This window comes from Bacteroides sp. BFG-606 (assembly GCF_024788145.1).
Lineage (GTDB): Bacteria > Bacteroidota > Bacteroidia > Bacteroidales > Bacteroidaceae > Bacteroides > Bacteroides vicugnae.
Genome location: NZ_JANUIL010000001.1, coordinates 6,505,002 through 6,520,519 on the forward strand (window position 1 = coordinate 6,505,002; position 15,518 = coordinate 6,520,519).

Consider the following 15,518-nt stretch of genomic DNA (forward strand, 5'->3'; position numbering starts at 1 on the left):
ATTTATGTACCTTAGAAAATGTTTGGTTTTAGTTTATGGAGCCATGACTATACCTTTTACAAGTATATCAGCTGACAATGTGAATGTAGCATTACATAAACCGGTAATAGCATCCTCACAACAAAAAGAGTTTCCAGCATCAAATGTGACTGACGGAGTCATTTCACGTAAATCTTCCTGGATAAGTGACCCAAATGCCCGTGCTCCGCATATTCTTGATGTCAATTTGCAGAGATATTATGATATTGACAGGGTAGTTATCCACACAGGAATCCCTGAATCGGAAAAGACAGAACAGGAGAAGGGAAAAGCTCCCGGCTTCTGGGCAATGAAGAATTTCAAGATTCAATATTGGGACGACGCAAACTGGACAGACTTACCCAATACGGAATGTACAGAAAACAGGCTGGACAAAATAGAATTCACATTTACTCCACAACTTACTACTTTCCAGCTTCGACTAATCTCTACTGATGGGGAACCTGTTACCATCAATGAGTTTGAAGTATATGGCAAAGAAAAGAAAAATATGATTGCTCCTGTTATTCAGAATGAACTGCCAGACAGAGTTCATAAAGAATTTCCTAAGGACATGCTTGTAACAGTCAATAAAAATGTAGTAGGAAATACCATGAAATACGTGGCTTACAATCAAGGATATTATATGCCCGGCAGCAACATATCAGGTTGGCTTGAATATTCCAATGTAAACAGTTTACGCGTATGGACATCTATGAATGATTATGTACCCGAAGAAGCTGTGAATTATCAAAAGAACCTGAATACACTAGAAGAGTTTGAATCGTACAAACATGAATTACGAAGCAATCCCGAAAAAAATAACTTCATCAAATGGAAACCAATTTTGGAAAGATGTCGCAAACAACAATTCTCAACCAATTCAATGGTATTTGAATATGCTTTACTAGAATTGAAACGTTTGAACATAGATGTAGTCCTACAGATGAATTCAACAGACTTTGACAATACATGGAGCAATAAATGGAAACAATGGCAACGTTTTTATGCCCTGGCATTTTATGCAGCCAAAACGGGTGACGTGACAATGTTCGCCATGCAGAACGAACCTAATCACCGACATTCCGGTCCGATGAAAATCACACAATATGTAGATGCCATGAAAGTTGTGTCAGATGCTATATATTGTGCTATACAGGATGTAAACAAACTCTATGGAAAACATCTGAAATCACGTTTTGTAAGTCCTGTTACGGCAGGCTCCAACGCTAACTGGTGGGCGGAGGTTGTGAAAAGCCTGCGTATTGATTATCGGGGATTACCTTCCGACAGAGACTTGCTGGACATATTCTCGACACACTCTTATAATCTTCCGGCAGCAGGATATGTATCCAAGGTTTCGGACATACGGAAGATCATAGTAGATAATCATCCTTTAAACCGCTCTCTTCCGATAGTGTATACTGAAACCGGGCGTTGGATGAATGCCTATCTTATTGACAAATACGAGACGATGGACTCCCCTTCCCTATTTACCGAATGGGCAGGTGAATATACAAACAATACCCTTAACCAGGGGTATGGTATGTGGGCCTTCAAATTTGCCAACACAACCAGCAACACCTATCCGCGTGGCATTAAATCGGGACATCATTTTATCTGGCAAGGCAAGAGAATCGTGGAAGATGCTTACAATAACGTAGCATTGGGGAAGAAAGTCATTGATTTGACTTCTTCACATCCTGCACAAGTGAAAGTGATCACCGACGGCAACAAGACCGATGTCTCCATGTGGACATCTGTGAATACAGACGAAAAGAAATGCCTCGAAATAGATTTGGGAAAGAGTTATTCTTTGGGTGCAGCTGTGATTTATACAGGCTCGGAATACGGAGTCTACACAGGTCCGGACCGCGTGAAGAATTTCCGGTTGCAATATTGGGAGGGTACCGGTTGGAAAGACATTGAAGAAACGATTGAAGAGAATGCCCGCTACACACAATCATTCTTTCTATTTAAGACTCCTGTGACAAGTTCGAGAATTCGTTTTATTGCTACCGATAAGGGCAGTATCAAGGTGAGGGAGATAAAATTGTTTGATGAAGAATCAGTAAAAAACATCCCGGAATCTTATGACATCAGTGGCATTCAGCGGACGGGACAGGTAGTCCGGCTTTTTGCAAAAGGTTTTAAGGACGAACGGCCGCTATTGGAAACGGTGAAATCAGTCCCCGATAATGAGGTAGATGCATTAACCTCTTACAACCCGGAAGAAATGCGATATTATATATGGCTTGTACAACGTAAACTCTCGCCAAACACGCTGACTTTGAATTTAAAATCATTAAACCTCCCCACCGGTACAAAGGTATTTGCCGAAGAAGTAAGTGCGGATGCTTATGGCGAAGTGGTGTGGTCAAAAGAAATTTCTGAAAACGGACAACTATCGTTCGAACTACCGGCTCAAAGTGTGATGCTTCTTACCATCCCTGCTTGCCAAAGTACGCCTTGCACTTTGATTGCTACAGCAGACGCTACTATAAAGAGTGGCAGTAATAGCGAAAAGAACTTTGGCAAAATAAAAAAGATGAGTGTAGAAATGAACGCTTCACAGATTAATCACAATCAGGTCAGCTACATCAAATTCGACTTGTCCAAAGTAGATAATATAAATGCGGCACTACTGCAGATTTATGGTAATTCGTCGGACAAGCATTCATATCGTTTCCATGTCTACGCCTTAGACAACTGCGATTGGAATGAAATGTCCTTAAATTGGAATAATGCTCCTAATTTAGATAGGGAACAAATGCGCATAACCCAGGTAGGAAACACCGCACATGTAGCGGGAGAAATCGTAGTCGATAAAAATGCTTCATATCATCAGCTCGATGTTACCGGATTGGTCCGTAAGTGCAAGCAGAAAGAGATCACTTTTGCGTTGATAAGGGAACTCAGACAATTGGGCGATGACTCGGACAATGAAAGAAGCTGCTATTTTGATACGAAGGAATCTAATAATAAGCCTGTATTATCTATTTGGTGACATGAAATAAGCATTCGTATAATATTGCTTTCTTTTCGTACAATCCTTTTATGTTATATTTCTTTTTTTGATGATTTTTGTTCAGCATATTCAATAATTAAATCTTATGTATAAATGAAAAACAATCAATTAAAAACAATCTTGCTGGCTATATTTCTAATGATTATGGTAGGCATACATGCGCAAAATGTACGAGTGACAGGTATTGTGTCTGATACACAAGGCCCATTGATTGGAGTGAACGTTCATGTGAAAGGAGGTACAACCGGTGTGATTACCGATATGAATGGTAAATATTCCATCGAGGTATCTTCTAATACTACACTCGTATTCTCTTATATAGGTTATGCAGATCAGGAGCATAAAGTCGGGAATCGGAAAGTTATTGATGTAACCATGTCCGAAGATTCCAAATTGCTGGAAGAAATTGTGGTAGTAGGCTATGGTTATCAAAAGAAAAGCGATATCGCTACTTCCGTTGCTTCCGTCAAAACTGATGAAATGAAAAGTTTTCCGGCAGGAAATGTGGGTGACATGCTCCGTGGACGTGTAGCGGGAGTTAATGTAACAAGCTCATCCGGCAGACCAGGGGCCGCTCCTACCATTACCATCCGTGGAAACCGTTCTATCAGTGCGCAAAATACTCCGTTGTACGTTATTGACGGTTCTGTATCAAGCAGTGAGGAATTCAGTACTTTAAGCGCAGAAAGCATTGAGTCTATCGAAATCCTGAAAGATGCAGCTTCTCAAGCCATTTATGGCGCACGTGCCAGTGACGGTGTAATTCTTGTAACTACCAAACGTGGTATGCAAGGTAAAATGGAAGTGAGTTATAACGGCTATGTAGGTATTCAGTCCTTGTGGCGTAACTTCGATTTTTACTCTCCACAAGAGTATATGATGCTGCGACGTGAAGCAATGGCAAACGACAAAGGCATTATTGACGCCCGCGAAATCTCTGTTGCAGAAGCTTTGAGTGACGAAATTATGAGTGAAGTCTGGGCAAACGGTCAGTTTGTCAACTGGGAAGATCTAATGTTAAAGAATGCTCTTTACCAAAACCATGATTTAACTGTACGTGGCGGAACTGACAAACTCCGTGTATCAGCAGGTCTCAATTACTTTGATCAAGACGGTATGGTGACTACCGGTTCGGGATATAAAAAAGCAGCTTTCCGTCTGAACGTGGACTACAAAGTAAACAAATGGGCAAGTTTTGGTGTGAATACTTCCTACGCATTATCCAAAAGTGAACGTGAAGATGGAAATTTTACGGAGTTCATTACCCGCACTCCGTTAGCTAAAGTATACAATGCGGATGGTAGTTATACTAAATATATCGACACTGCCAACGATGTTAATCCGCTTTATAGAGCACAAAATTATGCACGCGAAATAACGAACAACAGTTACCGCGTCAATATTTTTCTGGAATTAAAACCTTTCAAAGGGTTTAATTATCGTTTAAATACTTCTTTCTATAACAGACAACAAGAAGATGGAGAAGTGAAAGGTGTCAATTATCCCGGTGGAGGAGCTACCGCCAAATTGACAAATAATGAACAGAGAAATTATCTGATAGAAAACATCTTCACTTATGAAGTTCCAATCAAAAAACAGCAACATAAACTGACCCTTACTGCCGTACAGTCAGTAGACCACTCTCAAACTAAAGGACTAGGATATTCGACCAGTGACTTACCTGTAGATATGGACTGGGATTTTATATCCAATGGCCAATTCTCCGGCACACCTACTAGAACATTCTCTGAAAATAATCTGGTATCATTCATGGGCCGCGCTTCTTATATATTTATGGATAGATATATTATGAATGTGGCTATCAGACGGGATGGTTCAAGCCGATTCGGAAAAAACAACAAATGGGGTACATTCCCTTCTGTGGCTCTGGCATGGCGTGCAAACGAAGAAAGTTTCCTGCGCAATGTGTCCTGGATTGATAATTTAAAACTCCGTTTGAGTTATGGCATTGTAGGTAACCAGAATGGAATTGGTAACTATACAACGCTTGGCTTGACAGATCAGGAACGTTATGAGTTTGGTGACAACTCCTATATGGGGTATCTCCCCGGAAAAGAACTCTCAAACCCCAATTTAAAGTGGGAGCAATCACGTACAGCCAATGTTGGTGTTGACTTTGGTTTCTTCAACAATCGTTTGTCAGGTACGATCGAGTACTATAATACTAGAACAACAGATCTGATCGTCAAGCGCGAATTAAACTCAGTTTTAGGCTATGAACAAATGCTTGATAATTTGGGAGAAACTAAATCACACGGCATTGATATCAGTATCAACGGCGACGTCTTCCGTACAAGGAATTTTACATGGAGTCTGGGAGCCAATTTCAGCCAGTATGCTAATGAGATCGTAAAAATTGACAATCAAGTCGATGAAAACGGCAAGCCATTGAGTCAACCGGGTAATAGCTGGTTTGTAGGTAAACCCATAAATGTTTATTATGACTATTTACCGGATGGCATCTACCAGTATGAAGATTTCGATATAAAAAGAAATGCTTACGGCAAATTGGAATACACATTGAAACCGACAATTGATACTGACGGCGATGGTATAGCTGATAAAGCATTGACACGCGAGGATAATGTCGCTCCGGGATCTGTTAAAATAAAGGATGTAAATGGCGATGGAAAAATAAATGCCGATGACCGTACACCTATCTCAAGAGATCCAGATTTCACACTTTCCCTAAATACAACTCTCAAATGGAAAGGTTTTGATTTATATATGGATTGGTATGGTGTATCCGGTCGTAAAATTAGAAATGGATATCTCTCCGAATCCAATAGTGGCGGTTCTTTACAAGGGAAACTAAATGGCGTGAAGGTAAATTATTGGACTCCATTCAACCCCTCTAATGAATTCCCGCGACCTAGTCATAACACAAATGTGACTTATCATGGTTCTTTAGCGATTCAAGACGCTTCTTACATTCGCTTGCGCACTTTGCAACTGGGTTACACCTTCCCCGTAACTTGGATAAAGAAACTTCAACTTCAAAAACTTAGAGTATACGCTACAGCAACCAATCTTCTGACATTTACAGACTTTTTGTCTTATAGTCCGGAGTTGACACCGGGTGCATATCCTGAATCAAAACAGTATGTATTTGGAATTAATGTTTCATTCTAATAAAATCCCACAGAATATGAAAAATAAATTATATATAACAGCTCTGGCAATATCTTCCATTGCGTTCTTATCTTCTTGTGAAGATTTTCTGAACCTCAAATCAAAAACGGATATTACTACAGATTATCTGACCACTTCCCCTGACGGATTGTATCGTGCAGCGATAGGATTATACAGTTTGGACAGAGAACTCGCAAAAGGAGACGGAAGTGGTGGTAGCAACCTCTATATTGTGACGATGTGTGATTACAGCACTGATATTATGGCTTTCCGTGCAGGAACAAGTACTGCCATTGCGAAACTACAGAATTTCATGCCCAATAATAGTGATGTGGAATCATTCTGGCAACACTATTATTTCATTATCGGTAAAGCTAATGAGATTATTACCGGAGCGGAGCAACTGGGATTTGACGATCCTGTAACTACCCGCGCATGGGGTGAAGCTAAATTTTTCCGTGGACGTGCATATTTTGAACTATGGAAACGTTTTGAACGTCTTTATCTGAATACGATTCCTACTACAGTAAATAATCTGGAACGTGATTTCCACCCTGTTACTTCAGAACAGATATTCACTCAAGTCAAAAACGATTTGGATGATGCTATCAATGCACTCGATTGGGGAATACCCAATAATGACTATGGCCGTGTTACCAAAGCGACTGCCAAGCACGTGAGAGCACAGGTTGCCATGTGGGAGAAGGATTATGATAAGGCGATTGAAGAATGCGAGGATATATTTAGAGATGGAACAATGTACTCTATGATGGCCAAAACAGGGGACGTATTCAACAGTGCAGACATGCGTTCCGCCGAAGTTTTATGGTCTTATCAATTCTCTGAAAATATGGGTGGAGGCGGAACCGGTACTCCATTAATGGGACATCGTGCTGCCATCATTACAACGACCCGCTCCCAAGCTAATCCCGATTGTACATTTGAAGCTGCCCAAGGGGGATATGGATGGGGACGTGTTTATCCAAACACCTATTTATTCAGCCTATATGATCAAGAAAAAGACAATCGTTATAAGGATCTTTTCATCCACACTTTTTACTACAATGACCAAAGTAAGGCTAATTATGGGCAGGAAATCCCTAAAGACTTATATGGTAAAGCAGCCGGCTATATGGAAAGATTACACCCGATGTCAAAAAAACACTTTGACCAATGGACCAATGCTACGCAACCTGACCGTACCAGCAGTTTCAAAGATCTGATTGTTTATCGCTTGGCTGAAACTTACTTAATGTGTAGTGAAGCTTATTTCCACCGTGATGGTGGAGACAGTCCTAAAGCTATAGAATACTACAACAAAACTTGGGAAAGGGCAGGTAACACTCATGAAAATGGTCCTTTAACCCTCAATATGCTCTTGGATGAATATGCCCGCGAACTACACTTCGAAGGAGTGCGCTGGTCGCTATTGAAACGCCTTGGCATCTTGGGCGAACGTGTTCGTCAACATGGAGGCGACCTTGTACTGGAAGACCCCTATCTGGATAAAGACTATGCCGAATGCCGCCAGAACTTCGTAATAGGCAAACATGAAACATGGCCTATTCCACAAACGCAGATTGACTTGATGGGAACAAATGTCTTTCCGCAAAGTGATCCATGGAAATAAAAAGAGACTGATTTTAATTTATAAATCTGTAAAAGAATCATAGTATGAAAAGACTAACATTGATATCATTGATTCTGAGTATGATATTGACTTCCTGTAAAGAGTATGGTGAAGTAAGAATTATGCCGGAATTTAATCATAGTGAAACAGAGATTGAACTCTATAAAAACGAAGGTTCCTCAAAAACAGTGGTAATATCCACTACAGCGAACGAAATTACTGCAGATTATAATGCCAGTTGGCTTTCGGTAGATGCTAACAAGCAACGGATTATCTATACAACCCTTACTACTAATGAAACCGGTGAGGTGCGCTCTGCCATCGTCAAGTTAAATGCCGGAGATTTTTCAATGGAAGTGACAGTGAAGCAGTTGGCGAAGGACGAGTCAGAAGTAAAGACATTAAAAGTCGGACAATTAACAGAAGACGGACTCGGAATGATATTCTGGGTTGATCCGGATAATCAAGAAGTAGGTAAGGCTATTTCACTAGAGCGTTGGGGTGGTAATCCGTTTGAAGCATCCATTAAATTACACAATGCTTTCTCGATGGTAAATGGTATGGAAAATACAGCTCTGTATACTGATGCCGGTACCAATGACGCAGCTGCTCTATGTACAAATTTAGGAGAGGGATGGTATCTGCCTGCCTCTGAAGAATTAGGGAATTTATTTGATATCTATAATGGCATAGCACGCGATAACGGATTTACCAATGCTACACCAGATCAAATCAGTGATGCAGAAAAAGCTTCCCGTTCTACATTTGATAAAAAATTAACCGATCTCGGAGGGGCAGTAATAAATGCAGCTGCTGAAAATGGTAACGGAGAAAGTTACTGGTCGAGCACGGAAAATGAAGACGGCCAGAAAGCACGCTATGTACGTTTCGGGAAATATGGAATGGATTTTGGTGCCAAGACAGGTACGAGCCGTTTTGTACGTGCCATGAAAGCAATCGGTGACTATAAATTCCCCGAGGAGCCCGCTACCTTATCTGTTTCACCAACGCAGGTAGAACTGACAAGTGAAGAAGGGGCTACAGCAGATGTCACAGTTAGCACAAATAAACTGTCATTTGCATATGTCATTGAAGGTAACAGTAATACGTGGCTTTCTGCTGTACAGAATGAAGATAAAATCAAATTTACTGCTTTATCTAAGAATGACGGTGACGAAGTTCGTACAGCCATTGTAACGATAACAGCTGGCAGCGGTGATGCTCAAGCCACAGTGACAATAACCATAAGACAACAGAAAGGACAGACGGAAGCTCCTGCTTTCCAGATAGGAGATTTTGTAAAGATGGATGGTGATACAGAACTGGCTGAAGGCGGTATCGTATTTTGGGTAGAGGGCAACAATGCTAAAATTCTGTCTTTAAAGCGTAGTGCCACTGCCATAAATTGGGCTAACGAAGGATTTATAGATGCATTAGGTTTAACAGATCAGGAAGATGGTGAAGCTAATACTCAAAAGATGAGAGAGAGTGCCATAGCTGCTAATATTCCGATTCTGGAATATTGTAAAGATGGCTGGTATTTACCTGCTAGAAATGAAATGGAAGCGGTCTTTACTGCATACAACGGCGGACCTTCCCAAAGTATCGGGGTAAAACCTGATGCTATTAAGCAGGAAGAAAAAGATGCTCGCGCAGCTTGGGATAAAATTCTCACTGATAATGGAGGGGATGTTATGAACGAAAAAGCTGACAATACCGCTGGTGACAGCTATTTCACCAGTACGGAAGCGGATGATGCTTCGAAAGTATTCTATGTGCGTTTCGGACAGTGGAACCCCGGTTTAACTGGTGCCAAATATGCCAAATCGCCTGCACGGTATGTACGTTGTATCCGAAAAATTTCCAAATAAAACCCTTTAAAGAAGACAATCATGAAAGTTAATTCATTCTATATCATAGCATTGTTGATATGCAATATCGCACTCGCTTCGTGTACGGATTATGTAGTGAAAGATCCTAATTTTATGCCACCGGATGTTGTCATTAATGACGATACAGGTAATAATGACATCATCGAAGGGCTACCGACTCCCGGAGAAATGCAGCCTTATAGCCCCTCACTTTTAGGTAAGCCTTATCGTCCGATAAAAGTTAAGTATTCCAATGAGTTTCCACCAGTGACCAAATGGACGGAGAGTAATACCCGTATTGTCGCTTACATGGGAGAGTACAAACCTGCTATCAAGTCGGAAAGTGACTACAAGGCCATAACAAATAAGTATGGTAGTTTCACTTCAGGAGCCAAACAACAAGCCACAGGGCGTTTTTACGTAAAAAAAATAAACGGCCGTTGGTGGATTATCGATCCTGAAGGCTATCCGCATTATGAGAGGAGCGTCACTTCCATGCGTTACGGTTCTTCGGCACGCAATAAGGAAGCATGGAACAAGCGCTTTGGCACTGACGCCAAATGGATAGCAACATCACAAGCAGAATTGGCTAGTATTGGTTTCCATGGTACGGGAGCCTTTTGTACGGATACATACGGAAAGATTCAGACTCACAACTCTGCCATTCCCAATTCTCCGTTAACGTTGACTCCTTCATTCGGATTTTTGGGACAATTCAGAACACAAAATGGCCATGCCTATCCAGGTAATACATCGGACAATGAATTGGGGCTGGTACTTTATGATGACTGGGCAGATTTCTGTAAAACATATATAAACACCTCTTTGGCACCTTATTTGAATGATGCCAACGTATTAGGCTTCTTCTCGGACAATGAAATCAACTTCTCATCACAGAACTCCAAAATTTTAGACCGTTTTCTGGCACTTACGGATAAAACAAATGTGGCCTATCTAGCGGCAAAGAAATTTATGGATGAAAAAGGGGCAACAAGTGTGACAGATAACCTGAATAGTGAATTTGCAGGCCGGCTAGCCGAGATTTATTATAAAGGAGTGAAGGATGCCATTAAGGAAGCCGACCCGGGCATGATGTATCTGGGCACACGCCTGCATGGCACTCCCAAATATATGAAGGATGTAGTGGCTGCTGCAGGCAAATACTGTGACATCATTTCCATCAATTACTATAGCCGTTGGAGCCCGGAGTTGGACTCCTATGTTAAAAATTGGGGAGAATGGGCAGATACTCCGTTTTTGGTTACCGAATTTTATACAAAAGGTCAGGATTCCGATTTGAATAACTTATCAGGAGCCGGATTCACGGTTCCGACCCAGAATGACCGTGCATATGCTTATCAGCATTTTACACTGGGGCTGCTTGAAGCAAAGAACTGTGTGGGATGGCACTGGTTCAAATATCAGGATGACGATGGGACGGATAACAGCGGGAAACCGGCTAATAAAGGCGTGTATGATAATCATTATGAAATGTATCCTTACCTAAGCAAATTTATGCAGGAAGTAAATTACAATGTCTATAATTTAATTGAATACTTTGACAACTAGAATAGGTCATAATAAAAGACATAAGTATCAATTCTTTAAAATGATGATAATGAATAACGGAAAGAAAGTTTTAATTATAGGTCTGACTCTGCTGACCGGTTTTACCTATTCAGCAGGAGCAGTAACAAAAGACATGAAGAAAGTCGTTGATGAAGCTCTTGAATTTTCGGTCAAACAGTCAATGTCCATGTTCAATGAAATGAAAGATCAGAAAGGCATACTTCCGAGAACAGCGAAAGATGGCAAGATGATTACTTGCGAATCTGCTTGGTGGACAAGTGGTTTTTATCCGGGTTCCCTTTGGTACTGTTACGAGTATAGTAATGACCCGCAAGTAAGAGCCGCCGCAGAAGAGATGACCTCACGAGTGGAAAAACAGAAATACACAACCAGTAACCATGATGTTGGTTTTATTATCAATTGCAGTTTTGGTAATGGTTATCGCCTCACTCATAATGAAACATACAGGGAAGTAATAGAGACTGCCGCAAAATCTTTGTCTACCCGTTTTCATCCGGTGACGGGATGCACCCGTTCTTGGAACAGCAAAAAATGGCAATTCTCTGTTATCATTGATAATATGATGAATTTGGAACTACTCAATGTAGCCTCTTCCCTAACGGGAGACAACACCTACTATAATATGGCCAAGTCGCATGCAGACCGGACAATGATTAATCATTTCCGCCCTGATGGAAGTTCATACCATGTGGTAAGTTATGACACGATTACGGGAAAAGTATTGAATCAAGTGACGCATCAAGGGGTAAACGATCAATCCTCCTGGTCACGTGGACAAGCATGGGGACTATATGGCTTTACAATGATGTATCGGCAGACTGGTAAAAAAGAATATTTGGACCATGCTATTAAGATTGGTAAGTTCATTATGAATCATCCGCGCCTGCCCAAGGATAAGATTCCTTATTGGGACTTTGATGCTCCCAATATTCCCAAAGAAGACCGTGATGCCTCTGCAGGTGCTATCATGGCATCAGCCTATGTGGAATTAAGCACTTATGTGGAAGGAGAACTAAGCAAACAATTCCTCGCGATAGGTGAACAACAAATAAAGTCGTTAGCTTCTCCAGGTTATCGCGCAAAGAAAGTGGGTGATAATAATCATTACATTATCAAACATAGTACAGGTTTCATGGCAAAACAATACGAGATTGATGCTCCTCTGACATACGCAGACTACTATTTTATAGAGGCATTAATCAGATATAAAAAACTACTGGAAAATCGTCCGGTAGTTGAAACAATAACAGCCTTCTCGGAAAATTCGGATCGTTCTCTTTGGCTAAGTTCGCTCCATCGAATTTCCTATCCGCTGTTAACGAATATGGCAAAAGGAGAACTGCGAAAGAATATGCCTGTTGAGTCTATCGCCGCTGATATGCAAAAAAGAAAAGAAGTCACACACCTGGAAGCTTTAGGAAGGCTAATTACCGGTATCTCAACTTGGTTGGAACTAGGACCCGACAATACGATAGAAGGCAAACTACGTGCCGAATATATTAATTTAGCCTTGAAATCTATTTCTAATGGAGTAAATCCCCAATCTCCTGATTATCTAAACTTCAATAACGGACGCCAGCCATTAGTTGATGCCGCCTTCCTTGCTCACGGCCTATTAAGAGCACGCACGCAATTATGGGACAAGCTTGATAAGACAACTCAAGAACGGGTAATCAAGGAACTTAAATCATCAAGAGCAATAAAACCTTCTGAAACCAATTGGCTGTTTTTCGCAGCAATGGTAGAGGCCGCCTTGAAAGAGTTTACCGGCGAATGGGAATATGAACGTGTAAAGTACGCTTGCGATCGTTTTGCACAATGGTATAAAGGTGACGGATGGTATGGTGACGGTGCTGATTTTCATCTGGATTATTACAATAGCTTCGTCATACATCCTATGATGGTCGAGGTGCTGGAAATAATGAAGAAAAACGGTATAGAGAGTTCCATACCCTATGATCTTGAAGTCGAACGATATGCACGCTATGCCGAACAACAAGAAAGACTGATATCACCTGAAGGTACATTCCCGATAGTGGGCCGTTCATTGGCTTATCGATTCGGTGCATTTCATGCATTATCTGATGTTGCTTATCGAAAATTACTTCCGGACAGAGTAAAACCTGCTCAAGTAAGGTCCGCTCTATCCGCTATAATCAATCGTCAGATTAATGCGCCCGGAACGTTTAACCCTGAAGGCTGGCTACGAGTAGGTTTTGCCGGTTATCAACCTCATATCGGTGAGACATATATATCAACAGGTAGTCTGTATCTGTGTACAGCCGTATTTATCGCGCTTGGTTTACCGGATTCTGATGAGTTTTGGTCTTCTCCTTCTGCTGATTGGACTTGTAAAAAAGGTTGGGCAGGTGTTGATTTGAATGTGGATAAAGCCTTGAAAAAATAGAATGAAAGAAGTATGCTCATGAAAAATATACTATTTATTTTATTCGCTTCACTAACTTTGTTTTCCTGTTCGGAGAACAAAGCTGTTGAAAAACAGACGACTTTTTGTAATCCAATGAATCTGGATTATGGTTGGGGAAACTTTCAAATAAGAGAAAAGAAAGCCCGTTCCGCAGCCGACCCTGTTATCGTATTATTTAAAAACAAATACTATTTATTTACCACAATGGACATTGGCGGCTATCGAGTATCCGATGATTTAATTACATGGAAAAATGTATATTTCAATCCGGAAGTGGAGACATCCGCCCTTGATGTCGATCATTATGTGGCACCCGCTGTGGCAGCCGATGAAAACTATGTATACTTCATTAATTTCACCAGAGACCGTACCAAGAAAACGGTAGATGTCATTCGCTCATCCGATCCGGAAAATGGAAAATGGGAAAAATGTGGTGAAGTAAGACGTATGGCCGATCCTTGTTTATTTATTGACAATGGACGCTTCTTTTTCTATTATGGTTTAGGTGGAACTCAATCTACTACTTTCTTCGAAGTAGATCCTGCCACATTCAAAGAAATAGAAGGCTCAAAAAAGGTCTTGAGAGAATATGTAACAGACATCAATCAGTGTAAATCAGGCTATCATTTTGGACGTAGAGAATTGTATGATGAAATTGATGCCTCTGCCTGGCAGGGAAATTTTTCCAAAGTACCATGTCCTGAAGGTGCATGGATTGTGAAGAACAAAAATAAATATTACCTGCAATATGCCACTCCAGGTACTATCTGCAATTGGTATTGTGATGTGGTTCTGGAGAGTGATAGTGTAAATGGTGGTTTTGTAGAACAACCTTATAATCCTGTATCTCTAAAAGTCGGTGGTTTTATCGGAGGAGCCGGACATAGTTGTGTATTTAAAGACAAATACGAAAATTGGTGGCAAGTCACCTCCATGTGGGTGGGTAATCATGACGAATTTGAAAGAAGAATTGGTTTATTTCCTGTTTCTTTTGATGATAAAGGAAGAATGAGAACCCATACTGTATTAGGGGATTATCCCATATCACTACCGCAAAAGAAATTCAATCCTCAAGATATTTCCGCTTTTGGCTGGATGCTCCAATCATATCATAAAAAGAGTACAGCGTCTTCTTCATTACCGGGTTTCGAACCGGAAAAGGCAGTGGATGAAAATGTTCGCACCTGGTGGTCGGCTACAAGTGGCAAAGTAGGTGAATATTTCGTAATAAACTTAGGTAAAAAAGTACGTATGAATTCCATTCAGATAAACTTTGCAGAACAAGACATTAACCCTGATGCTCCCAAAGAAACGGATTATCACGCTTATAAACTGTACGTATCCGACAATGGAAGGGATTGGAAACTAATAGTGGATAAATCAAGGAACATGGTTGCCATACCACATGAATATGTAGAATTTCCGAAACCGATAGAAACTTCTTTTGTTAAAATAGAAAATGTCCATACTCCCAAAGAAGGCAAGTTTGCCTTATTGGATTTGCGTGTGTTCGGTTTTGGCTATTCGGACAAACCGGAAATTGTTAAAGAACTGTCAGTAAAAAGAAACAAAGACGATGAAAGATATGCTTCGCTTAGCTGGAATAAAGTATCCAATGCTGATGGTTATCTTGTTCGTTTTGGTTATCAGCCTGATTTTCTTAATCAATGTATCCAGGTCAAAGATAAAGAGACAACCGGTTTACTGCTCCATATCCTTACCAAAGGCGTACAGTATCATTACCGCGTTGACAGCTATAATGACAGTGGAATTACAGAAGGCATCGTTATCTCTGAATAA

The 15,518-nt window shown here is 40.8% G+C and carries 7 protein-coding genes; all 7 read left to right on the plus strand.

Annotation, left to right across the window (positions count from 1 at the left end):
• Positions 1 to 4: 4 nt before the first annotated feature.
• The gene (locus NXV01_RS25325) at positions 5 to 3,025 is read left to right on the plus strand and encodes a DNRLRE domain-containing protein (protein WP_195649116.1); all 3,021 of its coding nucleotides are present in this window, start codon (positions 5 to 7) and stop codon (positions 3,023 to 3,025) included.
• Positions 3,026 to 3,139: 114 nt separating this feature from the next.
• The gene (locus tag NXV01_RS25330) at positions 3,140 to 6,199 is read left to right on the plus strand and encodes a TonB-dependent receptor (RefSeq protein WP_148365194.1); all 3,060 of its coding nucleotides are present in this window, start codon (positions 3,140 to 3,142) and stop codon (positions 6,197 to 6,199) included.
• A gap of 16 nt (positions 6,200 to 6,215) precedes the next feature.
• Positions 6,216 to 7,829 (plus strand): RagB/SusD family nutrient uptake outer membrane protein, encoded by a 1,614-nt coding sequence (locus NXV01_RS25335; protein WP_148365195.1) that lies wholly within the window; start codon positions 6,216 to 6,218, stop codon positions 7,827 to 7,829.
• A 44-nt stretch (positions 7,830 to 7,873) separates the two neighbouring features.
• Positions 7,874 to 9,700, plus strand: a complete 1,827-nt coding sequence (locus tag NXV01_RS25340) for a BACON domain-containing protein (RefSeq protein ID WP_148365196.1) — start codon at positions 7,874 to 7,876, stop codon at positions 9,698 to 9,700.
• Positions 9,701 to 9,721: 21 nt separating this feature from the next.
• On the plus strand, positions 9,722 to 11,269 hold the full coding sequence (locus NXV01_RS25345; RefSeq protein WP_148365197.1) for a hypothetical protein: 1,548 nt from the start codon (positions 9,722 to 9,724) through the stop codon (positions 11,267 to 11,269).
• Between the two features lie 43 nt (positions 11,270 to 11,312).
• Positions 11,313 to 13,697 (plus strand): DUF2264 domain-containing protein, encoded by a 2,385-nt coding sequence (locus NXV01_RS25350; protein WP_148365390.1) that lies wholly within the window; start codon positions 11,313 to 11,315, stop codon positions 13,695 to 13,697.
• An 18-nt stretch (positions 13,698 to 13,715) separates the two neighbouring features.
• A complete protein-coding gene (locus NXV01_RS25355) occupies positions 13,716 to 15,518 on the plus strand; it encodes a family 43 glycosylhydrolase (RefSeq protein WP_148365198.1) in 1,803 nt (600 codons plus the stop codon).